23 protein-coding genes are annotated in these 21,459 nt (G+C 71.9%); 14 read left to right on the top strand and 9 right to left on the bottom strand.

Annotated features, from left to right (window positions below; translation table 11 throughout):
- Positions 1 to 35: 35 nt before the first annotated feature.
- Complete coding sequence (locus tag AC4H2G_RS16200; RefSeq protein ID WP_494366750.1) at positions 36 to 923, top strand: formylglycine-generating enzyme family protein; 888 nt, start codon at positions 36 to 38, stop codon at positions 921 to 923.
- A gap of 18 nt (positions 924 to 941) precedes the next feature.
- Here the strand turns inward: AC4H2G_RS16200 and AC4H2G_RS16195 are convergent, their stop codons facing one another.
- Positions 942 to 1,538: a TetR/AcrR family transcriptional regulator gene (locus AC4H2G_RS16195; RefSeq protein WP_494366749.1), complete on the bottom strand. Its 597-nt coding sequence runs from the start codon at positions 1,536 to 1,538 to the stop codon at positions 942 to 944.
- 83 nt (positions 1,539 to 1,621) lie between these two features.
- Here AC4H2G_RS16195 and AC4H2G_RS16190 point away from each other — a divergent pair, with 83 nt between their 5' ends.
- Positions 1,622 to 2,659, top strand: a complete 1,038-nt coding sequence (locus AC4H2G_RS16190) for an NAD(P)-dependent alcohol dehydrogenase (RefSeq protein WP_494366748.1) — start codon at positions 1,622 to 1,624, stop codon at positions 2,657 to 2,659.
- 15 nt (positions 2,660 to 2,674) lie between these two features.
- Here AC4H2G_RS16190 and AC4H2G_RS16185 read toward each other — a convergent pair whose 3' ends face one another.
- The 3 genes from AC4H2G_RS16185 to AC4H2G_RS16175 all read right to left on the bottom strand — a co-directional run bounded on the left by AC4H2G_RS16185 (position 2,675) and on the right by AC4H2G_RS16175 (position 5,529).
- Positions 2,675 to 3,652 carry a COX15/CtaA family protein gene (locus AC4H2G_RS16185; RefSeq protein WP_494366747.1) on the bottom strand — a complete coding sequence of 326 codons (978 nt, stop codon included), beginning with the start codon at positions 3,650 to 3,652 and terminating at the stop codon, positions 2,675 to 2,677.
- A gap of 78 nt (positions 3,653 to 3,730) precedes the next feature.
- Entirely contained in the window at positions 3,731 to 4,567 is an 837-nt protein-coding gene (locus AC4H2G_RS16180; protein ID WP_494366746.1) for an ABC transporter permease, read from the bottom strand.
- Positions 4,564 to 5,529, bottom strand: coding sequence for an ABC transporter ATP-binding protein (locus AC4H2G_RS16175; RefSeq protein ID WP_494366745.1), 966 nt, complete (start codon positions 5,527 to 5,529; stop codon positions 4,564 to 4,566). Before AC4H2G_RS16175 ends, AC4H2G_RS16180 begins: the two co-directional genes overlap by 4 nt.
- A gap of 208 nt (positions 5,530 to 5,737) precedes the next feature.
- On the opposite strand from AC4H2G_RS16175, the gene AC4H2G_RS16170 reads away from it, so the two are divergent.
- From AC4H2G_RS16170 to AC4H2G_RS16125, 10 genes are all read left to right on the top strand, one after another.
- Positions 5,738 to 6,511, top strand: a complete 774-nt coding sequence (locus AC4H2G_RS16170; RefSeq protein WP_494366744.1) for a helix-turn-helix transcriptional regulator — start codon at positions 5,738 to 5,740, stop codon at positions 6,509 to 6,511.
- A gap of 92 nt (positions 6,512 to 6,603) precedes the next feature.
- Positions 6,604 to 8,064, top strand: a complete 1,461-nt coding sequence (gene sufB, locus AC4H2G_RS16165) for a Fe-S cluster assembly protein SufB (RefSeq protein WP_494366743.1) — start codon at positions 6,604 to 6,606, stop codon at positions 8,062 to 8,064.
- Between the two features lies 1 nt (position 8,065).
- The gene (gene sufD, locus AC4H2G_RS16160; RefSeq protein WP_494366742.1) at positions 8,066 to 9,310 is read left to right on the top strand and encodes a Fe-S cluster assembly protein SufD; all 1,245 of its coding nucleotides are present in this window, start codon (positions 8,066 to 8,068) and stop codon (positions 9,308 to 9,310) included.
- Positions 9,307 to 9,651, top strand: coding sequence for a non-heme iron oxygenase ferredoxin subunit (locus tag AC4H2G_RS16155; RefSeq protein ID WP_494366741.1), 345 nt, complete (start codon positions 9,307 to 9,309; stop codon positions 9,649 to 9,651). Before sufD ends, AC4H2G_RS16155 begins: the two co-directional genes overlap by 4 nt.
- A 58-nt stretch (positions 9,652 to 9,709) precedes the next feature.
- The gene (sufC, locus tag AC4H2G_RS16150) at positions 9,710 to 10,483 is read left to right on the top strand and encodes a Fe-S cluster assembly ATPase SufC (RefSeq protein ID WP_494366740.1); all 774 of its coding nucleotides are present in this window, start codon (positions 9,710 to 9,712) and stop codon (positions 10,481 to 10,483) included.
- 40 nt (positions 10,484 to 10,523) lie between these two features.
- Positions 10,524 to 11,843, top strand: coding sequence for a SufS family cysteine desulfurase (locus AC4H2G_RS16145; protein ID WP_494366739.1), 1,320 nt, complete (start codon positions 10,524 to 10,526; stop codon positions 11,841 to 11,843).
- Positions 11,844 to 11,853: 10 nt separating this feature from the next.
- Complete coding sequence (gene sufU, locus AC4H2G_RS16140; protein ID WP_494366738.1) at positions 11,854 to 12,429, top strand: Fe-S cluster assembly sulfur transfer protein SufU; 576 nt, start codon at positions 11,854 to 11,856, stop codon at positions 12,427 to 12,429.
- On the top strand, positions 12,426 to 12,782 hold the full coding sequence (locus AC4H2G_RS16135) for a metal-sulfur cluster assembly factor (protein WP_494366737.1): 357 nt from the start codon (positions 12,426 to 12,428) through the stop codon (positions 12,780 to 12,782). The genes sufU and AC4H2G_RS16135 overlap by 4 nt, the downstream gene beginning before the upstream one ends.
- A 171-nt stretch (positions 12,783 to 12,953) precedes the next feature.
- The gene (locus AC4H2G_RS16130; RefSeq protein WP_494366736.1) at positions 12,954 to 13,760 is read left to right on the top strand and encodes a hypothetical protein; all 807 of its coding nucleotides are present in this window, start codon (positions 12,954 to 12,956) and stop codon (positions 13,758 to 13,760) included.
- Between the two features lie 215 nt (positions 13,761 to 13,975).
- The gene (locus AC4H2G_RS16125) at positions 13,976 to 15,328 is read left to right on the top strand and encodes a helix-turn-helix domain-containing protein (protein WP_494366735.1); all 1,353 of its coding nucleotides are present in this window, start codon (positions 13,976 to 13,978) and stop codon (positions 15,326 to 15,328) included.
- A 21-nt stretch (positions 15,329 to 15,349) separates the two neighbouring features.
- Here AC4H2G_RS16125 and AC4H2G_RS16120 read toward each other — a convergent pair whose 3' ends face one another.
- The gene (locus tag AC4H2G_RS16120) at positions 15,350 to 16,006 is read right to left on the bottom strand and encodes a response regulator (protein WP_494366734.1); all 657 of its coding nucleotides are present in this window, start codon (positions 16,004 to 16,006) and stop codon (positions 15,350 to 15,352) included.
- Complete coding sequence (locus AC4H2G_RS16115) at positions 16,003 to 17,142, bottom strand: sensor histidine kinase (RefSeq protein ID WP_494366733.1); 1,140 nt, start codon at positions 17,140 to 17,142, stop codon at positions 16,003 to 16,005. Before AC4H2G_RS16115 ends, AC4H2G_RS16120 begins: the two co-directional genes overlap by 4 nt.
- Positions 17,143 to 17,300: 158 nt before the next feature.
- On the opposite strand from AC4H2G_RS16115, the gene AC4H2G_RS16110 reads away from it, so the two are divergent.
- Positions 17,301 to 17,792 carry a DUF6326 family protein gene (locus tag AC4H2G_RS16110; protein ID WP_494366732.1) on the top strand — a complete coding sequence of 164 codons (492 nt, stop codon included), beginning with the start codon at positions 17,301 to 17,303 and terminating at the stop codon, positions 17,790 to 17,792.
- Between the two features lie 676 nt (positions 17,793 to 18,468).
- Here the strand turns inward: AC4H2G_RS16110 and AC4H2G_RS16105 are convergent.
- Positions 18,469 to 18,894 carry a type II toxin-antitoxin system VapC family toxin gene (locus tag AC4H2G_RS16105; protein ID WP_494366731.1) on the bottom strand — a complete coding sequence of 142 codons (426 nt, stop codon included), beginning with the start codon at positions 18,892 to 18,894 and terminating at the stop codon, positions 18,469 to 18,471.
- A complete protein-coding gene (locus AC4H2G_RS16100) occupies positions 18,891 to 19,118 on the bottom strand; it encodes a FitA-like ribbon-helix-helix domain-containing protein (protein WP_494366730.1) in 228 nt (75 codons plus the stop codon). The genes AC4H2G_RS16105 and AC4H2G_RS16100 overlap by 4 nt, the downstream gene beginning before the upstream one ends.
- Positions 19,119 to 19,288: 170 nt before the next feature.
- Between AC4H2G_RS16100 and AC4H2G_RS16095 the strand changes: the two genes are divergently transcribed.
- Positions 19,289 to 20,002, top strand: a complete 714-nt coding sequence (locus tag AC4H2G_RS16095; RefSeq protein ID WP_494366729.1) for a lysoplasmalogenase — start codon at positions 19,289 to 19,291, stop codon at positions 20,000 to 20,002.
- Here AC4H2G_RS16095 and AC4H2G_RS16090 read toward each other — a convergent pair.
- Positions 19,999 to 21,396: a PP2C family protein-serine/threonine phosphatase gene (locus AC4H2G_RS16090; RefSeq protein ID WP_494366728.1), complete on the bottom strand. Its 1,398-nt coding sequence runs from the start codon at positions 21,394 to 21,396 to the stop codon at positions 19,999 to 20,001. The genes AC4H2G_RS16095 and AC4H2G_RS16090 overlap by 4 nt on opposite strands.
- Positions 21,397 to 21,459 lie beyond the last annotated feature (63 nt).

Below are 21,459 nucleotides of genomic sequence, written 5' to 3'. Positions count from 1 at the left end.
CGGCGCGCGGTACGCCTCGGGTAGCGTCACCTTGCGTGACCACGTTCGCACCGACTCTCGTCCGTGTCCCCGCCGGGAGGATCGAGCTCACCGACGCACGGTCGGGTTCGGCGCGGGTCGTCGGTCTCGCCGCGTTCGAGATCGGCCGGGCGCCCGTGACGGTCGCCGAGCACCGTGCGGTCGTCGATGCGGGGCGCGAGCTGGACCCTCTCGACGCGTGGGGGGCATCGGGTCCCCCGGCGGGCACGCCGCCCCCGTCAGGACCCCCCGACATGCCCGTGCACGGCGTCACATGGTTCGAGGCCGTGCACTGGTGCAACCTCGCGTCGGACGTCGCGGGACTGGCCCGGGCCTACCGTACCGACGGTCGCGACGTCGAGTGGGACGTGAGCGCGGACGGCTTCCGCCTGCCGACCGAGGCGGAGTGGGAGCACGCGTGCCGGGCCGGGACGTCCGGACCGGCGTACGGGCCGCTGGCCGAGGTCGCCTGGACGGTGGCCGACGACGTGCCCGGCCCGCAGCCCGTGGCCGGGAAAGCGCCCAACGCGTACGGCCTGCACGACATGCTCGGCAACGTGTGGGAGTGGTGCTGGGACTTCGCGGACACGGCGCGGTACGGGGAGTACCGGAGCCTGCGCGGTGGGGGATGGGCCGACCGCGCCTGGAGCGTTCGTGCGTCGGTGCGCCGGGGCAGCGCTCCCGACGCGCGGATCGAGGACGTCGGCTTCCGGGTGGCGCGGGGTGCGGTCGGCGAACCCGGCGCGCTTGCCGCGCAGGGATGGTCGGACGGGGCCGACCGTGTACGAGCGCACGTGGAGGGTTTCGTGCCGCTGGGATGGACCCCGCTCGCGCCGGGAGCGGGCGGAGCGGATCGTGGGCGACGCGAGCCACGGCCGCGCCGAGGCCGCCGCGCGCCTGGCTGAGCTCGAACCCCGACGGGGTCAGGTGACAGCCTCGGGTTGGATCGCGCGTCGGACGGCGTCCCGCAGCAGGATGCGCCGCCGCTCGTGCACGGCGTCCGGCTCTGCGGCGGTCGCGGCATAGACGTTGCTCACGGGCGACCACGCCATCGACATCGCGATCACCATCGCCATGATGTCGAACGGGTCGCCGGGCCGGACGAGGCCCGCGGCCTGCGCGTCGGCGATGGCACGGAGCTTGACGTCGTCCAGCCGGTCGGCGTCCGCCACGAGGTGCCCGGTGGGGCGGCGTTCGAGTCGCGCCCACGTCGCCAGCCGGATGAGGTCCGGGCGGCGGAGGTACTCGTCGTACAGGCGCACGGCCCAGTCGGCGAGGTCGGTGCCGTCGATCGGGGCCGTGTTCATGATCTGCTCGAGCGAACCCCTGAAGATGGCGTCGAACAGGCCGTCCTTGCTGCCGAAGTAGCCGTAGAGCTGGGCCTTGTTCGTGCGCGCACCCGCGACGATCCGCTCGATCCGTGCCCCGGCGACGCCGTGCTCGGCGAATTCCTGGGTCGCGATCTGCAGGATGCGCTGCTTGGTCGCGGCTCCGCGCGCGGTCGACGGCTCCTCGGGCATGGGCCCAGGATAACGACAGACCGTTCGGTCTATGCGGTGGTAGTAGTCTCAAAGAGACCGAACAGTCTGTTTAGGGAGACCGCATGCGCACGTCGATCGGATGGCAGCTCGACGGAGACAGGCTGCGCAGGACGACGCTCGAACGACGGGACCTGCGCGCGGACGACGTGGCGGTGCGCGTCGACTACTGCGGGGTGTGCCACACCGATCTGCACGCTGTGCACGCCCACGCTGGGGGCGGGGGCGGCCCGCTCGTCCCCGGGCACGAGTTTACTGGGGTCGTGAGCCAGGTGGGCCCCGCGGTGACCCGGTTCGCCCCGGGCGACGCCGTCGCGGTCGGCAACATCGTCGACTCCTGCGGGGCCTGCGACATGTGCCGCCGCGGCCAGGAGAACTTCTGCGCGGAGTTCCCGACGCTCACGTACGGCGGCACCGACCGCACCGACGGAAGCACTACCCTCGGCGGGTACTCACGCGAGTACGTCGTGCGGGAAGGCTTCGCGTACCCGCTGCCCGGCGGGCTCGACCCCGCCGCGGCGGCGCCGTTGCTGTGCGCGGGCGTGACCGTGTGGGAGCCGCTGCGTTCCCTGGGCGTCGGCCCCGGCTCGCGGGTGGCGGTCGCCGGACTGGGCGGGCTCGGGCACCTGGCTGTGCGGCTCGCGGTGGCGCTCGGTGCCGAGACGACGGTCGTCAGCCGGACCCCGGACAAGGCGGACGACGCCCGACGCCTCGGTGCGCACGCGATCGTGCTGTCCACGGACGTGGAGCAGATGGCTGCCGCTCGGGGCGGCTTCGACGTCGTGATCGACACGGTCGCCGTCCCGCACGACCTCGCCCCGTACCTCGGTCTGGTGGACCTGGACGGCACGCTGTGCACGCTCGGCCACCTCGGAGGTGTCGACCTGGAGGTCATGGACCTGCTCGTCGGGCGCAAGAGGCTCATGTCGGCGGGCAGCGGCGGACGCCCGGCGACCGCCGAGCTGCTGGAGTTCTGCGCGACCCACGGCGTCGTCGCGGACGTCGAGGTGCTGCCCTCGGAAGCGGTCGAGGAGGCGTTGCGCCGGCTCGAGCGCGGCGACGTCCGCTACCGCTTCGTGCTCGACCTGGCCGACCTCGACTGACCCGGAACCGAAAGATCAGGCGCGGGTTCGCGTGGTCAGCACGACGCGCGTCGTGCCGGCGACGAGGAGCGCCGAGCCGAGCATGTGGAGCCCGACGAGCAGAGCCGGCAGGCCGGTGAAGTACTGCACGTAGCCGATCGCTCCCTGGGCGAGCGTGATCGCGAGCAGGAGCCAGGCGGCACGTCGTACCTGCTGCGGGCCGCGACGGACGCTCACGAGGTAGGCGACGAGGAAGGCGACAAAGATCCAGACGGCCGACGCGTGGAGCTTGCTCATGAGCGCGGGGTCGACGGCGAACCGGTAGCCGACCTCGGCGTCACCGCTGTGCGGGCCGGCGCCGGTGACGACGACACCGAGCGCCACGACCACCGCGGTGAGCGCGGCGAGAGCCCAGGCGAGCGCCCGGGTGCGGGGCCCGACCGTCGGGACCGGTGGGCCGTCGCCCTCGCCGGACCGGTGCAGCAGGAGCAGCGACACCGACACGAGCGCGGCCGAGACGAGGAAGTGCACCGAGACCCAGCCGGGGTGCAGGTGCAGCAGGACGATGACCCCGCCGATCACGGCCTGCGCGGCGACGCCGAGCAGCGGGACCGCGCCCAGGAGCCGGTACGACAGGGTGCGCGACCGGTCCGTCCACACGAGAACGAGCACCGCCACGGCGATGACCGAGAGCACGCCCGCGAGCGTGCGGTTCCCGAACTCGACGAACTCGTTGTACGTCGTCGCGGGGTGGAACTCGGCCGTGAACTGGCCGGGGTGGCACTCGGGCCACGTCGAGCAGCCGAGCCCCGACTCGGTGAGTCGCACGGCGCCGCCCGTGACGATGATGCCGATCTGCCCGACGAGGTTCGCGACGAGCACGGGCCGGGTCCAGCGTCGCAGCGGCGCGAGCCGGTCGGGACGGCCTGCGGCGTATCCGGTGGCGCGGGCCGTGGCGTTGGCAGCGGCACGGTCGGTAGCGGCGGGATCCAGCGCGGGGGGCGGGGTGCTCACCGTCCCACGGTATCGGGGTCGGCCCGAGCCTTGGAATCCTGCGGGTGTGAGATGCGACCTCCTGCCGACGATGACCGCTCAGGTCCAGCGGAAGAGCTTGCCGGCACCCCAGCCGAGCGCTGCGGTCCACCCGAGCAGCACGACGACGGAGAACGGCGGGACCGCGCCGTCGAGCAGCGCGCCGCGCATCGCCTCCCCGAGCGCGCCCGAGGGGAGCAGCAGCGCGACGTGCGCGAGCGGCCCGGGGAGCTGTTCCGCGGGCACGAGCACGCCGCCGCCGACGGTGAGGAGCACGAGGACGAGGTTCGCGACCGCCAGCACGCCCTCGGCACGGAGGGTCCCGGCGAGGAGCATCGCGAGCGACGTGAACGCTGCCGTGCCGAGCAGGACGGCGAGCACCGCCGCGGGAACGCCTGCGAGGACGGGCTCCCAGCCGAGCGCCAGCGCGACGCCGGAGATCACGACGACCTGCACGACCTCGACCACGAGCACGCCCAGCACCTTGCCCGCGAGCAGCCCGCCGCGGCCCAGGGGAGTGGTCGACATGAGACGCAGCACGCCGTTGCGCCGGTCGAACGCCGTCGCGATCGCCTGGGACGTGAACGCCGTCGACATCACCGCGAGGGCGAGCACGCCGGGCGTCACGAAGTCGATGCGAGACGCGCCGCCCGTGTCGAGCTCGACGAACGATGTGAGGACGAGTCCGAGCAGCAGCATGACCGGCAGGATGATCGTCACGAGGAGCTGCTCGCCGTTGCGCAGGATCATGCGCGTCTCGAACGCGGTCTGCGCTGCGACGCGGCGCCAGGCGGGCGCGGCGAGCGGGAAGACGGTCGGTGCGGGACCTGCGGCCGCAGCCGGGGGCACGGCCGTCGACCGGCTCGTGGTCCTCGACGGGTTCTCGGGCGTGGTCATCGCAGGTGCCGTCCCGTGAGGTCGAGGAACACGTCCTCGAGCGTGCGGCGGCCCACCGTCACGCCCGAGGCGAGCACGCCGCGCTCAGCGAGCCACGTCGTGAGCGTCACGAGCGTCCCGGGGTCGGCGGGACCGGTGAGGGTGTACGAGCCAGGCTGGGGCTCGGCGACGAGCCACACGCTCTCGTCCGCACCGGGGGGCGCCGTCGTCCCGTCGGCGAGCGCGGCGTCCAGGCCCGCGAGGTCGATGCCGGGTTCCGCCTCGAAGCGCACCGTCCGGTCGACGTCGCCGTCCGCGCCCGCCTCGAGGAGGGAGCGGGTGGCGCCCGCGGCGATGACCTTGCCGTGGTCGACGACGTAGACCTGGTCCGCCAGGTCCTCCGCCTCGTCCATGAGGTGCGTCGTGAGGACGATGGCCACGCCGTCGGCTCGCAGCTCGCGCACGAGCTCCCACACCGCGTGCCGGCTCTGGGGGTCCATGCCCGCGCTGGGCTCGTCGAGGAACACGACGTCGGGCCGCCCGACCACCGCGGCGGCGAGCGCGAGGCGCTGACGCTGGCCGCCCGAGAGGCGTCGGACGGTCGTGCGCGCGAAGCTCTCGAGGCCCAGCCGTTCGGTGAGCTCGCCGACGTCGCGCGGCCTCGCGTACATCGACGCGACGTGCCGCAGCATCTCGAGCGCACGGACGCCGGTCGGCAGGCCGCCGTCCTGCAGCATCACGCCGACGCGCGGGCGCAGGCCGCGCGCGTCGGTCACGGGGTCGAGCCCGAGCACCTGGACTCGACCGGCGTCGGGGGAGCGCAGGCCCTCGCAGCACTCGACAGTCGTCGTCTTGCCGGCGCCGTTGGGCCCGAGGACCGCGGTGATCGCGCCGCGCTCGGCGGTGAGCGACACGCCGTCGACGACGGCACGACCGTCGTAGCGCTTGACGAGGTCGTGCACGAGCACGGCAGGGGCGGGCACCCGGCCGATTCTAGGGGCTGGCCGGGGGAGCGGGACCTCACGAGCGGGTCGGCCCGGCCGGGTGTCGCGTACGCCACATCGCCCCCTCTTCCGTGCCCGCTGAGGGTCGCCTTGCTTGCGCTCAAGCAATTAGGGAACAACCATGTTCTCTATATCGAGCTGCGTGCTGCGCGCACGCGTGCCCGCGACGACGCCGCAGGAGGTGTGCATGGCCGCAGGATCCGTCCGACAGGACGCACCGAGTCCTGCCGTGCCCGAGGTGCCGATGGTGCACGTCGCGTCCGACGTCGACCGTCGCACGCGCGAACGTGTGCTCGAGCTCGTGGCGAGCGACGGCCCTGTGAGCGCCGCCGAGCTCGCGGCGACCCTCGGGCTCACGCCCGCCGCCGTACGCCGCCACCTCGCTCTCCTCGAGGAGGACGACCTCGTCGCCGTGCACGACGCCGGGCATGCCACCGGCCTGCGCGGCCGGCCCGCGCGGCGCTACGTGACGACGTCGGCCGGTCAGGGCGAGCTCACGGGCACCTACACCGATCTCGCGACCGAGGCCCTGCGGTACCTGCGCGACGTCGCCGGCCCGGACGCGGTCGAGCGCTTCGCGCACGAGCGCCTCGCCGGGCTCGCAGACCGCTACGCCGCGCGCCTGGACGCCGACGACGTCGAGGGCCGCGCCGTGCAGCTCGCGGCGGCGCTCGCGGACGACGGCTACGCGGCGAGCGTGCGGCCCGTCCCGGGGACTCTTGCCGTCCAGCTGTGCCAGGGCCACTGCCCGGTGCAGCACGTCGCCGAGGAGTTCCCCCAGCTGTGCGAGGCGGAGGCACAGGTCTTCGCCAAGCTGCTCGGCTCGCACGTGCAGCGCCTCGCGACGCTCGCCACGGGCGGGCACGCGTGCACGACCAACGTGCCGCTCCACCCCGCCGCCCGCCTCCCGGGCGCCGGTGACGTCCGCACGCGCGGGAGACCGCCGTCGGACGAGCTCTGACCGCACCTCGAGCACGACCACCCGCCGGACCATCCCGGCTGCCCCCCGAACCGACTGCCCCCTCCGCATCGACGGACAGTGGAAGGAACACCATGAGCGCTCCCACCCAGGACGCCGCCGGCACGGCTCTGCCGACCGGTGAGAAGCAGACCGACGACGAGATCATCGCCTCGATCGGCTCCTACGAGTACGGCTGGCACGACAGCGACGCCGCCGGTATGTCCGCGCAGCGCGGGCTCTCCGAGGAGGTCGTGCGCAACATCTCCGCGCTGAAGAACGAGCCGGAGTGGATGCTCAAGACCCGGCTCAAGGCCCTGCGCCTGTTCGACAAGAAGCCGATGCCGAGCTGGGGCTCCGACCTCACGGGCATCCACTTCGACAACATCAAGTACTTCGTGCGCTCGACGGAGAAGCAGGCGACGAGCTGGGAAGAGCTTCCCGAGGACATCAAGGCGACGTACGACCGGCTCGGCATCCCGGAGGCGGAGAAGCAGCGCCTCGTCGCGGGCGTCGCGGCCCAGTACGAGTCCGAGGTCGTCTACCACCAGATCCGCGAGGACCTCGAGGAGCAGGGCGTCATCTTCGTCGACACGGACACGGGTCTGCGCGACTACCCGGAGCTCTTCCAGGAGTACTTCGGCACGGTCATCCCGTCCGGCGACAACAAGTTCGCGGCGCTCAACTCGGCCGTCTGGTCGGGCGGGTCGTTCGTCTACGTGCCGCCGGGCGTGCACGTCGAGATCCCGCTGCAGGCCTACTTCCGCATCAACACGGAGAACATGGGCCAGTTCGAGCGGACGCTGATCATCGCGGACGAGGGCTCGTACGTGCACTACGTCGAGGGCTGCACCGCGCCGATCTACTCGAGCGACTCGCTGCACTCCGCGGTCGTCGAGATCATCGTCAAGAAGAACGCGCGCGTGCGCTACACGACCATCCAGAACTGGTCGAACAACGTCTACAACCTCGTGACCAAGCGGGCGACCGCGGCCGAGGGCGCGACGATGGAGTGGGTCGACGGCAACATCGGCTCCAAGGTCACCATGAAGTACCCGGCGATCTACCTCCTCGGCGAGCACGCGCGCGGCGAGACGCTGTCGATCGCGTTCGCGGGCGAGGGCCAGCACCAGGACGCCGGCGCGAAGATGGTGCACGCAGCGCCGCACACGTCGTCGTCGATCGTCTCGAAGTCGGTCGCGCGCGGCGGAGGCCGCACGTCCTACCGCGGTCTGGTCCAGGTGCTCGAGGGCGCCGCGCACTCCGCCTCGACGGTGCTGTGCGACGCGCTCCTCGTCGACCAGATCTCCCGGTCCGACACCTACCCGTACGTCGACGTCCGCGAGGACGACGTGTCCATGGGGCACGAGGCGACCGTCTCGCGGGTGAGCGAGGACCAGCTGTTCTACCTCATGTCCCGAGGCATGGAGGAGACCGAGGCGATGGCCATGATCGTGCGCGGGTTCGTCGAGCCCATCGCGCGCGAGCTGCCCATGGAGTACGCGCTCGAGCTCAACCGCCTCATCGAGCTGCAGATGGAAGGGTCCGTCGGCTGATATGACCACCACCACCATTCCCGAAGAGGCCGGACTGACCACCGACCACTCGCGCGCGCAGGCCGACGGGGCGCACTCCCACGGCGTCGTCCCGCAGGGCTCGCGCGCCGAGCGCCTCACGTCGTTCGACCTCGCCGACATCCCCGTGCCCTCCGGGCGCGAGGAGGAGTGGCGCTTCTCGCCCGTCGCGCGCCTCGCGCCGCTGTTCGAGGAGAAGCTCGTCGGCCAGTCCGGCGGCGGCGACGTGCGCGTCACGGTCGTCGAGGCGCCCGAGGTGCAGGTGTCGATCGTCGGTCGCGACGACGAGCGCCTCGGCACGGCCGGCAAGCCCGGCGACCGCACCGCCGTCACGGCCTGGAACGCGTTCGAGCAGGCGACCGTCATCACGGTGCCGAAGGAGGCCGTCGCGTCCGACGTCACGTCGGTGCGCGTCGAGGGCCACGGCGACACGCCGACCGCGAGCCACGTCCTGGTGCGGGCCGAGCGGCACTCCGAGGCCGTCGTCGTGCTCGACCACGTCGGGACCGCGACCCTCAACGAGACGGTCGAGATCGTCGTCGAGGACGGCGCCCACCTGACCGTCGTGTCGGTCCAGGACTGGGCCGACGGCGCGGTGCACGCGTCGTCGCACCGGGCCCGCATCGGTCGCGACGCGCGTCTCAAGCACGTCGTCGTGACGCTCGGCGGCGACGTCGTGCGCCTCACGCCCGACGCGGAGTTCACCGCCGAGGGCGGCGAGGTCGAGATGGTCGGCCTGTACTTCGCGGACGCGGACCAGCACCAGGAGCACCGCCTGTTCGTCGACCACGCCGTCCCGCGCTGCAAGTCGCGCGTGACGTACAAGGGCGCGCTGCAGGGCGAGGGCGCGCACACCGTGTGGGTGGGCGACGTGCTCATCCGGGCGGAGGCCGAGGGCACCGACACGTACGAGCTCAACCGCAACCTCGTCCTCACGGACGGTGGGCGCGCGGACTCCGTGCCGAACCTCGAGATCGAGACGGGCGAGATCGAGGGCGCGGGTCACGCGTCGGCGACCGGCCGGTTCGACGACGAGCAGCTCTTCTACCTGCAGGCCCGCGGCATCCCCGAGATGGAGGCGCGCCGCCTCGTCGTCCGCGGCTTCTTCGCCGAGCTCATCCACGAGATCGGCGTGGAGTCGGTGGAGCAGCGCCTGCTCGACGCGATCGAGCGCGAGCTGAGCAAGTCGATGTCCGTCATCGACGGCACGGCCGAGGGCGTGGCGTGACGGCACAGCTCGCCTGCACCACCGCGGACCTCGGACCGGAGGAGGCGCTGCGCGTCGAGCTCGCGTCCGCCGCGGGTGCCACCGTCGAGGTCGCCGTCGTGCGCGACGGCGACGGCGGGTGGCACGCCATCTCGGACATCTGCTCGCACGGGGCCGTGTCCCTGTCGGACGGCGAGGTGGAGGGCTGCTTCGTCGAGTGCTGGCTTCACGGCTCGCAGTTCGACCTGCGGACCGGCCAGCCCACGGCGCTCCCCGCGATGCGCCCCGTGCCCGTCTACCCGGTGACGGTCGACGGCGAGCGCGTGCTCGTCGACGTCGACCGCACCGTCGGCACCCCCTGACACCCGGCCCGCGCGGCCGCACCCGAACGTCATCACCACACTTCTGGGAGATCCACGAATGTCCACTCTCGAGATCCGCGACCTGCACGTCAGCGTCGAGACCAAGGAAGGGCCGAAGCCGATCCTGCGCGGCGTCGACCTGACCATCAACAGCGGCGAGATCCACGCCATCATGGGCCCGAACGGCTCGGGCAAGTCCACGCTCGCCTACTCCATCGCCGGTCACCCCAAGTACCAGGTGACGAGCGGCACCGTGACGCTCGACGGCGAGGACGTCCTCGCGATGAGCGTCGACCAGCGCGCCCGCGCCGGCCTGTTCCTCGCGATGCAGTACCCCGTCGAGGTCCCGGGCGTGAGCGTCTCGAACTTCCTGCGCACCGCGAAGACCGCGATCGACGGCGAGGCCCCCGCGCTGCGCCACTGGACCAAGGACGTCAAGGGCGCCATGGAGCGCCTGCGGATGGACGCGTCGTTCGCGGAGCGCTCGGTCAACGAGGGCTTCTCCGGCGGCGAGAAGAAGCGTCACGAGATCCTCCAGATGGAGCTCCTGAGCCCGAAGTTCGCCGTCCTCGACGAGACCGACTCGGGCCTCGACGTCGACGCGCTGCGCATCGTCTCCGAGGGCGTCAACCGCGTCCACGGGAACACCGACGCGGGCTTCCTGCTCATCACGCACTACACGCGCATCCTGCGCTACATCAAGCCGGACTTCGTCCACGTGTTCGTCGACGGCAAGGTCGCCGAGCAGGGCGGCTCGGAGCTCGCGGACCGCCTCGAGGAGGAGGGCTACGACCGCTTCCTCGGTGGCTCGGTCGAGCCCGCGTCGGTCTGACCGAGCCGCACAGCGTCGCAGGACCAGCGAGGAGACGACCATGACGACCACCGCGCACGCCGCCGGCCAGCTCGACGGCAGCCCGTCGCGCCTGTCGGCCGGCGAGCTCGCCGCCGTGCGGGCGGACTTCCCGCTGCTCGAGCGCACCGTGCGCGGTGGTCGTCCGCTCGTCTACCTCGACTCCGCGGCGACGTCGCAGAAGCCGCAGGTCGTCCTCGACACCGAGGTCGACTTCTACGAGGAGCGCAACGCCGCGGTGCACCGCGGCGCGCACCAGCTCGCCGAGGAGGCGACCGAGGCGTTCGAGGCGGCCCGGGCCGACGTCGCGGCGTTCGTGGGCGCGCGCCCGGGCGAGATCGTCTGGACGTCCGGCGCGACGGCGGCGATCAACCTCGTCGCGTACGGGATCTCGAACGCGACGCTCGGTCGCGGGGGAGAGGCGGCGCGGCGCTTCGCGCTCGCGCCGGGCGACGAGATCGTGATCACCGAGGCGGAGCACCACGCGAACATCGTCCCGTGGCAGGAGCTCGCGGCCCGCACCGGCGCCGTGCTGCGCTGGTTCGAGGTCGACGACGACGGGCGCGTGCGCGTCGAGGACGCGGCGAGCGTCATCACGGAGCGGACGCGTGTCGTCGCGTTCACGCACGTGTCCAACGTGACGGGCGCGATCACGCCGGTCGAGCCGATCGTCGCGCGAGCGCGCGAGGTCGGCGCGCTCACGGTGCTCGACGCGTGCCAGTCGGTGCCGCACCTGCCGATCGACCTGCCCGCGCTCGGCGTCGACTTCGCCGTTTTCTCGTCGCACAAGATGCTCGGCCCGACGGGCGTCGGCGCGCTGTACGGGCGGCGTGAGCTGCTCGAGGCGCTTCCGCCCGTGACGACCGGTGGGTCGATGATCGAGGTCGTGACGATGACCGAGTCGTCGTACATGGCCCCGCCCCAGCGGTTCGAGGCGGGCACGCAGGCCGTGGCCCAGATCGTCGGGTTCGGCGCCGCCGCCAGGTACCTGCAGGAGCTCGGCATGGAGGGCGTGGCGGCACACGAGCACGAGCTGGCCACCGAGCTGCTGCGCATCGGGGAGATCCCGGGAGTGCGGGTCGTCGGCCCGCGCGAGCCGGTCGACCGGCTCGCGGTCGTGTCGTTCGTCGTGGACGGCGTGCACGCGCACGACGTCGGGCAGGTGCTCGACGACGCGGGCATCGCCGTGCGCGTGGGTCATCACTGCGCGCAGCCCCTGCACCGCCGGTTCGGCGTCGCGGCGACCGCCCGTGCGTCCGCGTCCGTGTACACGACCCGCGAGGACGTCGACGCCTTCCGGGAAGCGTTGGCAGGGGTCCGCGCGTTCTTCTCGGTGGACTGAGAGGACTTCGATGAGCTCGATGGAGCAGATGTACCAGCAGGTCATCCTCGACCACGCGAAGACCCCGCACGGGCGGGGCCTGGTCGAGGTGGCCGACGGCGCGGCGCACGGCCAGTCGCACCAGGTGAACCCCACGTGCGGCGACGAGGTGACGCTGCGCGTGGAGCTCGCGCCCGCGTCGTCGGGCACGACGGCCGGTGACGCCTCTGGTGGCGCGCCCACCATCTCTCGCGTGAGCTGGGAGGGGCAGGGCTGCAGCATCTCCCAGGCGTCCCTGTCCGTCCTCACCGACCTCGTGACCGGGCGACCTGTCACCGAGGCGGAGCACCTCGGAGAGGTCTTCCGCGAGCTCATGGGCTCGCGCGGCAAGGGCCTCGACGAGGCAGCCGAGGACGAGCTCGAGGACGCCACGGCGTTCACCGGCGTCTCGCAGTACCCTGCCCGCATCAAGTGCGCCCTGCTCGGCTGGGCGGCGCTGCGGGACTCGCTCGTGACGTCAGGGGCCCTGGACGGCACCTACCGCACCACTGCAGACCACGCCGACGCGGCGCACGCCGCGCGGGCAACGACGGAGGAGAACCGATGAGCACCGACACGACCGGCGCGCCCGCGGGCGGCGTCGCACCGAGCCCGCCCACGGTGGCAGACGTCGAGGAGGCCCTGCGCGACGTCATCGACCCCGAGCTCGGCATCAACGTCGTCGACCTCGGCCTCATCTACGGCATCCAGATCGACCAGAACAACCACGCGATCATCGACATGACGCTCACGTCCGCGGCCTGCCCGCTGACGGACGTCATCGAGGACCAGTCCGCGCAGGCCCTCGACGGCCTCGTCGACGGCTTCCGCGTCAACTGGGTCTGGATGCCGCCGTGGGGCCCGGAGAAGATCACCGACGACGGCAAGGACCAGCTCCGCGCGCTGGGGTTCAACGTCTGACCCTCTCGGCGAGCGCCTCGCGCAACGCCGGCCGGGAGTCGAGGCATCATCTGCTGCGCTCCGTCGTGCCCGTTCGGGCAGGCGATGCGGGGTCGACCGGTCGCACCATGGATCATGAGCCCCCGGCACCACGAGACCCTTCCGCGCGAGGCAACGGCGCGTCCTCGGTCCGTGACCGCTTCTCGTCCCGTCCGCACTCATGCCGTCGAGCGCGCGCCGACCTTCCTTCCCCGATTGCCGGACGGTGGACGTCGCGCGATGTTGCAGCTCCAGGCGAGCGCGGGGAATCGGGCGGCCAGCACGGTGGTTCAGCGCACCTACCAGCCGACCATTGCGGAGGAGCTGGACTACAAGACCCTCATCCCGACGAAGTGGAAGAGGTCGCCCGAGGAGGTAAACGGCGCTGCTGCGTTGGTGAAGCGGTGGTGCAAGAGCCACCGTCAGTTCGAGAGCCTGGTCAACAACTTCACCTGGGGCGAGTTCGTCGCCCTGACGAAGAAGTACGCGAGCGGTGAGTCGGTTCCGGTCAAGGTGGTCGACATCCGCGCACAGATGAACAGGGAGATGCGGCAGGAGCTGGCTGCGATCAGACGGGCACAGATCGATCACCTCCTCATCACCGGGAAGCCCGGGGCGGGCCGGACCCTCAAGAGCTGGTATGCCGACGGGATCATCAGCGGTCTCGCGCACACGCTGACCTTCCGCACCCAGGACGAGAAGGAACAGAAGAAGGGAAGTGCGACCGGGCCCTTCACGAGGAACTTCTCGGTCCAGGTCGATGACAGACCTGCGCGCTGGGAGATCCACGTCCACTACCGGGACTCGCAGAACCAGCTCGTCGAGAAGGCGCACGTCAAGCTCACCGACAAGCGCCACACGCACGAGCACGTGATGGACCTGCAAGCGGGTCACGCCCTCGTGGTCGCAGCTTCACAAGTGGTCCGTGGCTCGACGGACTCCCTCCTGACGGATCTTTGAGCCCGGATCGGCTGTGCCCCCGGCGTCACCTGCCTCGGCGCGCCCTCCTGCCCGATGCGGCCGTGCACGGGGCGGTCCGGAGCTGACCCGGCCTCACCCGGGCGCCGCCCGCAGCGTCGCTGGTCACGATCGGCCTGCGATTCCTTCCGCCACGTTGACGAGGAGTGTCCTGAGTGTTGGGATATGTGCGCCCACACCACTTTTCGGAGGATCATGTGACACAGCAGGACCAGACCGACTCGGGCAGATCCCCGCGGCAGGTGCGCTACCGCGGCCGGCACCTCCCGATGGTCGCGGTCGTCGTCGCGGCGACGATCGCCACCGCCCTGGCCTACAGCGGCATGGTCCTGTTCGGTCTCGAGGTCGCGCACATGTCGCCGCTCGAGGCGTACGGACTGGCGGGCTTCCTCGAGGTCAGCCTCGTCGCCGTGGCGCTCATGGCGCGCAACGCGGCGCTCGAGGGTCGCCCGTACGGCATCCTTCTCACGCTCACCTGGGTGCTCTCCGGCACGTCGGGCGTGTTCGCGGCGCTCCACGAGATCGCCGTCCCGACCGACAGCACCCCGTACATGGTGGTGTTCCGGTTCGTGCCCCCGCTGGTCGCCGCGCTCATGTGGCACCTCGCCCTCGTGGGGGAGCGGCACATGGTCACGGGCCACACCCTCGACGAGCGTCGCCGCGAGACGCGGGTCCACGGGTACGTCACCGCGATGGAGCAGTGGCGCGACGCACGCGTCGACAGCTCGGGCTCGTCGGCGGACCTGCGCAAGGTCCGGGCCGCCCACCAGCGTCAGCGCGCCGCCCGTGACGCTGCCCTCAAGCTGCTGACGGTCGAGGACTTCGAGCGGCGCATGCAGATCTGGGTCGACCGCCTGGAGGCCGCAGAACGCCACGGCAACCGGCTCGACCTCATCGGGGCGAGCTCCGTCAAGCGTGGCACCGCCCGTGGGTCGGCCGAGGAACCCGCGGTCCTCGCCGCCCGGGCGGCCGTGCCCGCCGAGGTACGGGGTCTGAAGACCCTCGCGCGGGAGTCGGCGCGCGACGCCGAGGTCCGCGCGGTCGAGGCCCCGCAGGCCGTCGCGCAGATCCAGGACCGCCCGTCCGCCGAGGAACGGGCCGAGGCCCCCGCCGTCGAGCCGGACGATCAGCCCTACACGCCCGAGACCGCCTTCGAGGCGCTCCCCGACCTCGAAGCGCGAGTCAAGGAGGTGTTCGGGCGCGCCAAGCCGCTTCCCTGGGAGCAGCCCGCCCCGGACGACGTCGCCGCGACGCAGGGCGTGGAACCCCCGGCCGTGACGGGTCACACCCGGCGCGTCGAGGTCTTCGACCTCGCCGGTCCCCGAGGGGGCGCGCAGGCCGCTGTCGGCGACGCCGACGAGGCCTCCCTCGGCGAGGACCCGACCGCCGAACGCGACCGCCGCATCGTCGATCTCGCCCGCCAGGGACTGAGCCAGCGCGAGATCTCACAGCAGGTCTCGGCGTCCCGGTCGACCGTCAGCCGCGTCGTGCGCCGCTACGAGGACCAGAAGCCTGTTGCGGACGACGACCGCGAGCTGGCGAACGCCTGAGACGGCTGCGATCTGTACCCGCTAGTCCGCTCTCACGCGTCTGGTGTCATAGGACCACATCGCGATCTCGACGCGGTTGCGGGCGCCGAGCTTGGTCATCAACGATGCCACGTGGGACTTGACCGTGCTCAGGCTGACGAAGAGCTCGGTACCGATCTCGGCGTTCGTCCGGCCCCGTGCCACCAGCGCGAGCACCTCCTCCTCGCGCTCGGTGAGCGAGTCGATGGGCTGGACCGGTACCACCGGCGTCTGGTCGGCGAAGGTCGCCAACAGCCGGCGGGTGACGTTGGGGGCGATCAGCGCGTCCCCGTCAGCTGCCGCGTGGATGGCCTGCACGAGGAGTTCCGGCCCGGCGTCCTTGAGCAGGAAGCCGCGGGCGCCGGCGCGCAGGGCGCCGAGGACGTACTCGTCGAGGTCGAAGGTGGTGATCACGACGACCGCCATCGGGTCCGTCACGTCCGGCCCGGCCAGGCGCCGGGTCACCTCGATGCCGTCGAGTCCGGGCATCCGGATGTCGACGAGGAGGACGTCGGGACGCAGCCGGGTCGCCAGGTCGAGCGCCGCGATTCCGTCTGCTGCCTCCCCCACCACCTCGAGGTCGGGTTGCGCGCCGAGGATCATCACCAGCCCGGTCCGGACCAGGTCCTGGTCGTCGGCGACGACAACACGGATGCTCATGCCGGCGCCTCCATCGGCAGCGCGGCAACGACCACCCAGCCGCCATCAGGCCCCGGCCCTGCGGAGAGCGATCCGCCCAGGAGCTGGGCGCGTTCGGCCATGCCCAGCAGGCCGAACCCAGGCTCCGGGCCTGGCCCCGGCTCGGTCCGTCCGTCGTCGCTGACACGCAGCGTGACGACGTCGCCCTCCCGCCGTACGTCGATCCCGACGCGGGTCGCGCTCCGGGCGTGTCGCACGGCGTTGGTCAGCGACTCCTGCGCGAGGCGGTAGAGCGCGACGTCGACGGGTCGTGCCAGACGGGTCAGCGAACCGTCCAGCGAGACCTCGACGGTGGGCGTCGCGTCGGCGCGCGCCAGAGCAGGCAGGTCCGCGACACCCAGCTGCGGTGAGTAGGCGACAGCTTCGTCCTCACGCAGCACCCGCACCATGGATCTCATCTCCGCCAGTGTCCGCGATGCTTCAGACTCGATCGCGGCCAGGACCTCGGCAGCCTTCTCAGGCTGGGTGCCGGCGACCACGCCACCGGCCTGCGCCTGCACCGCGATGGCCGAGACGTGGTGGGCCACGGTGTCGTGCAGCTCGCGCGCCAGCGCCACCCGCTCCTGGTTGCGGATCTCGCGCTGCTGGCGATGCCAGAGGTCCGCGCGGTAGCGGAACACCGCCGCGAGGGCGACGAACAGCAAGACGAGGACGCTCCCGCCGAAGACGTCGGCCCAGCCCGCGGAGGAGGCGTACATCCCCAACGCGACGACGACCGTCACGAACGCCGTCCCCAGGACCATCTCCCGTCCCGAGCCCCACCGCACCACGGAGTAGAGCAGGATCAGGACGGCCATCATGGAGTAGAGCCCGAGGTCCCCGGCGTGCGCAGTCAGCTGGAGGACCGAGAGCAGCCCGGCGACGCCCCACCCGACCAGGGCGGCCATCAGGGGGCGGCGCCTTCGCCAGAGCAGGGCAGGCATCAGCGTCAGGGCGAGCACCGCCACGAGGGGTCGCCAGGCCAGGTCCGGCCGAACGATGAGCTCGACCAGAGCGGCGGCCGCGAACACGCCCACCAGCAGCCAGTCGAGACGACCGACGGGCGGGGCGTCAGCAGGCCGCGGCTCATGCCAGATGGAGCGCCGGACGGTGACCACCGCTCCAGCCTAGAGATCGGCGCGCCTCGGCGTACCGGCCGAAAGAACGAGAGAGCGGACGTTCCGTCGGCCAGGTGAGCTCCAGCCTCCCGGCCGGTGTTCCCGCCACCGGGCTCCGAGATCGTGGACCTACCGATCCGCCCACGACAACGGAGCCCATGATGAAGACACGTCAACCCACCACCACACTGGAAGACCAGCCGGTCCCGGTGAGAGCCAAGCTCGCCGCAGCGTGGACAAGCCTCATGTTCCTGTATGCCTACGTGGACATTCTCAACTTCTTCACGCCCGGCGTCGTCGGCGACATCCTCGACGGCAGGGTCTTCGAGTTCGACCTCTCCCAGACCTTCTCGACCACGGCGATGATCCTCATGGCCGTCCCGATCTTCATGGTCGTGCTGTCGACGACGCTGCCCGCCAGGGTGAACCGCATCGCGAACCTCGTCGTGGCTTCGCTCTACGTCCCCGTCACGGCGTTCAACGTGGTCGGCGAGTCCTGGCTGTACTTCTACGGCCTGGGCATCGCACTGGAACTGATCCTTCTCGCCCTCATCCTGCGGTACGCCTGGAGCTGGCCGCGCACCGCACCTTCGGCGACGACGGCGACCAGCCCGGTCCGTGAAACCGCTCGCGCCCAGCATCAAGCGTGACCCAAGCGGCGGTCGCGGGCGTCGTTGACCGAGGCGCTGTGGACGTCCTGGAGCGCCGCTCTGCTCGTCGCGCGGTATGACTGGTCATACTCGGCCTCTGAAGACCGCGATTTCCGTACCCGATCGTGAGTTCGAGCGGATTGCTGCCCGGCACGGCATGAATCGTTCGGAGTTCTTCCGACGCGCGGGCGAGAAGTTCGCGGACGAGCTCGCGGGCAGCAGCGACCTGACTGCGCTGGCCGACGCTGCGCTCGCGTTCTCAAGGGAGTCGCGCGTGCGCGTCCTGCTCGTCATCGACCAGCTCGAGGATCCCACCAACGGGACCACGGTCGCGGCCCGGCGCGCGCGGGCCCGGAGAGCTCCTCGCGTTCGAGGCGCGGATGCGCCGGACTGTCGACGCCGGCCAGGGCGTCCACTTCTTCCCCGAGGGCGAGCTGGTGATGTACGACACGACCTGCGGCCCTTCCGGCGCGGCGCGTTCGCGTACGCCTGCCGGCTGGGTGTGCCGGTCGTGCCGATGGTCTTCACCGACGGCCGTCGGCCCTGGTGGCGCCCACGGCCGCCGATCCTGCTGACGATCCTGCCGGCCGAGCGGCCCCGGGGCTCCGGCCCGCCGACATCGCCGAGCTCCTGGCCCGCTGCCGGGCGGCGATGGAGGCGGTCGTAGAGGAGTCTCTCAGAGCCAGGTTCCCGGCTTCCAAGGGTTGACGGTCTCGACGGCCAGCGGGGCGAAGCGCTTGGTGTTCCGGGTCGCGACCACCGCGCCGCACGCCTGGGCCGTCGCCGCGATCACCGCGTCGTCGTACGGCGCGTGCTCAGGGACGCGATACGTCGCGAGGAGGCGCGCTGCGGCGAGGTCGAACGGAACGACGCGCCCGGCGAACGCCGGGAGGACGTTGTCCTCGAACCACCGTCGGAGGACCGAGCCCTGAGCGGCGTCCTCACGTTCCTTCGCGACGATGCCCCGTTCGATCTCGGCGATCGTGAGCGCCGAGACGTACTGGTCGGCGACGGGGATCGCCGACGCCCACCGTTCGACAGCGGGATTGCGTCCCCGGACACGTAGTGCGGACACGACGTCCGTGTCGAGGACGTATCTCACAGGTCGACGGCGCGCGACGTCAGCCCGAGTCGTCGAGGCTCGAACTCGATGTCCGCCCCTTCGTCGGTGCTGAGCAGGTCGACCAGCGTCACCGGATCCTGGGCCAGCGCTCCGGTGAGCAGGCTGCGTGCCTCGGCCTCGACCGAACGGTGGTGCTGCTTGGCCCGTGCGCGGAGCGCGGCCTTGGTGCCGGGGGGGAGATTGCGGATCAGGACCTGTTCCATGGGATCACCTCCGATATCGCCACCATGATATCAATCACGACCGTCAGGGTCCACGGCAGGTCGGCCCCTGTTCGCGGCCACCTCGGCATCTCGAGGGGATCTGCCTTGCGGCGCTAGGATCGGCCCGCCGGCAACGATGCCGGCGCCCGACCGAAGGAGCCTCGAGGCCCATGCTCGCTGCGTGGGGCGCGCTCGCCCTGCTCACTCTCGTCCACCTCGGCGCGCAGCTCGCCGGAGCCTCCGATCTCGCCAACGTCTCGCCGTGGTTCCTCATGCCCGCCCTGGCGTGCTGCCTGTGGCTCGCGACGCGCCCCGCGATCGACGTTGGACGTCAACGCTCTCGCCTCGTCCGCCTCACGCTCGTCGCGCTGGTCTTCTCGTGGCTCGGCGACACGGCGCCCGACCTCGCCGACGGCGACGCCGCGTTCCTCGTCATGGTGGGCTTTCTTCTCTGCGCACAGGTGGCCTACACGGTCGCGTTCTGGCCCTACCGTGCGGGCTCCGTCCTCCGACGCCGGCTCGCTCTCGCGCCGTACGGGCTCGCCTTCGTCGCGCTCGTCGTGGCGTGCGCGCCCGGTGCCGGACCGCTGCTCGTCCCGGTCGTCGTCTACGGCGCGTGCCTCGTGCTGATGGCCGTGACGGCGACGGGCGTCGACCGCCTCGCCGCCGTAGGCGGGGCCGTCTTCCTCGTGTCCGACGCCCTCATCGCGCTCGACGCGTTCGCCCCGTGGTACGCCGTACCCGCCCACGGGTTCTGGGTCATGCTCACCTACGTCGGCGGCCAGGCGCTGCTCGTCCTCGGCGTCCTGCGGCGGGTCGGGGCCGACGTCGCGCCGGAGCCGGGTCGCCATGGTGCCAGGACGGCGGGCCGTCCGGGCAGCTAGCCGTGAGCGGACAGCGGCTCGAGCGGCGCGTCCTTCTGAGGCGGCTCGACGTGGACGGCGACGAGCGCGACGTCGTCCTCCGCGCCCGCGGGGACGAGGTCGGTCAGCAGGAGGTCGAGCAGGCGCTCGGGGGCGACGTCGCCGAGCGCGGTGACGCGCTGGGGCAGCTCCTCCAGGCTCTCGCGCAGCGGCCGGTCGCGGCGCTCGACGAGCCCGTCGGTGTAGAGGAGCAGGGTGTCGCCAGGCCGGAGGACGTCGGTGTGGTCCGTCCGGTCGCCCCCGAGGCCCAACCCGAGCAGCGGGTCGTTCCGGGCACGCAGCAGACGCGCGGTCCCGTCGGCCGCACGGACGACCAGGGGCAGGTGGCCGGCGGAGCACCACGTGAGCTCGCGCGGCTCCCCGACGGCACCGGGGGCGATCCGCGCGACGGCGGCCGTGGCCAGGGCGTCCAGCCGGAGTCCCGTCGCGGTGTCCTCCGCGGCGTCGAGGAGCGCCGCGGGTGCGGCGCCGGTGGTGTACCCGACCGCACGCACGACCCCGCGTAGGTGGCCCATGCGCGACGCGGCGGAGACGTCGTGACCGGTGACGTCACCGACCACGACGGTCGTGTGACCGTCGCGCTGCACGAACGCGTCGTACCAGTCGCCGCCGACGTGCACCTCGGGGACCGCCGGACGGTAGCGCACGTCGATCCGCAGGCCGGGGACAGCGGGCGGCGGGGTGAGGATCGAGTCCTGGAGCTCGAGAGCGGCACGGCGCTCGCGGACCAGCGTGGCGGCGTACCGGCCGACCGTCGACCCCAGGGCGAGGGCTTGGTGGAGCACCGCCCGGTCGACGCGGTCGGCCGCGAGCTCGTCCAGGTCACGCCCGTGCAGGTCGCGGTCGGCCGGGCCCGTGCCGACAGCCCTGGGCGCGACGGGGGACCTGTCGACCAGCGGGGTCTCGCGTCGGGAACGGACGATCTCGGTGACGTCCTCCGCGCGGTGCACGATCACCGAGACCCGGCCGCCGGCGTCCACCACGGGGACGTTCGTGGTGATCCACCACCGCTCGTCCCAGCGTCCGTCCGGTCCGCGCAGGTCGTAGCGGTGCGGCCCGATCATCTCCAGGCGCCCCGTCGCCGCGACCCGTTCGAGCGACTCCACGACGCGTTCGGATGCCGGTTCGCCGCCCGAGCGCAGCGGGAAGACGTCGAGGTAGTGCCTGCCGACGACCGCGGTCGCCGGTGCGTCGACGGTCCGGAGGAACGCCTCGTTCGCGTCGAGCACCATGAGGTCGGGGGAGATGACGAGCTTCGGCGCGGTGAGGGCCGCGAACACGGCGTGGTAGTCCACCCCCTCGACCGAGACGTCCCGGTCGAGCCGCCCTCGCACGTCACTGCTGTGAGAGGTCATACCACCGAGCCTGGCGCATCCTGAGCGCTTCGCACTGCGAACCGGGTGCGCGGCGCCCCGGGC

The sequence above is a fragment of the Cellulosimicrobium sp. BMG9.23 genome (genome assembly GCF_059159985.1).
This window is presented reverse-complemented; position numbering and strand designations above follow the sequence as displayed.

Bases quoted from the DNA above. Each gene is read 5' to 3' on its own strand.
- AC4H2G_RS16180 (WP_494366746.1), bottom strand. From the start codon at position 4,567: ATGACCACGCCCGAGAACCCGTCGAGGACCACGAGCCGGTCGACGGCC.
- AC4H2G_RS16135 (WP_494366737.1), top strand. From the start codon at position 12,426: ATGAGCACCGACACGACCGGCGCGCCCGCGGGCGGCGTCGCACCGAGC.
- AC4H2G_RS16170 (WP_494366744.1), top strand. From the start codon at position 5,738: ATGGCCGCAGGATCCGTCCGACAGGACGCACCGAGTCCTGCCGTGCCC.
- AC4H2G_RS16195 (WP_494366749.1), bottom strand. From the start codon at position 1,538: ATGCCCGAGGAGCCGTCGACCGCGCGCGGAGCCGCGACCAAGCAGCGC.
- AC4H2G_RS16090 (WP_494366728.1), bottom strand. From the start codon at position 21,396: ATGACCTCTCACAGCAGTGACGTGCGAGGGCGGCTCGACCGGGACGTC.
- AC4H2G_RS16120 (WP_494366734.1), bottom strand. From the start codon at position 16,006: ATGAGCATCCGTGTTGTCGTCGCCGACGACCAGGACCTGGTCCGGACC.
- sufC (WP_494366740.1), top strand. From the start codon at position 9,710: ATGTCCACTCTCGAGATCCGCGACCTGCACGTCAGCGTCGAGACCAAG.
- AC4H2G_RS16100 (WP_494366730.1), bottom strand. From the start codon at position 19,118: ATGGAACAGGTCCTGATCCGCAATCTCCCCCCCGGCACCAAGGCCGCG.
- sufU (WP_494366738.1), top strand. From the start codon at position 11,854: ATGAGCTCGATGGAGCAGATGTACCAGCAGGTCATCCTCGACCACGCG.
- sufD (WP_494366742.1), top strand. From the start codon at position 8,066: ATGACCACCACCACCATTCCCGAAGAGGCCGGACTGACCACCGACCAC.
- AC4H2G_RS16095 (WP_494366729.1), top strand. From the start codon at position 19,289: ATGCTCGCTGCGTGGGGCGCGCTCGCCCTGCTCACTCTCGTCCACCTC.
- AC4H2G_RS16190 (WP_494366748.1), top strand. From the start codon at position 1,622: ATGCGCACGTCGATCGGATGGCAGCTCGACGGAGACAGGCTGCGCAGG.
- AC4H2G_RS16110 (WP_494366732.1), top strand. From the start codon at position 17,301: ATGATGAAGACACGTCAACCCACCACCACACTGGAAGACCAGCCGGTC.
- sufB (WP_494366743.1), top strand. From the start codon at position 6,604: ATGAGCGCTCCCACCCAGGACGCCGCCGGCACGGCTCTGCCGACCGGT.
- AC4H2G_RS16145 (WP_494366739.1), top strand. From the start codon at position 10,524: ATGACGACCACCGCGCACGCCGCCGGCCAGCTCGACGGCAGCCCGTCG.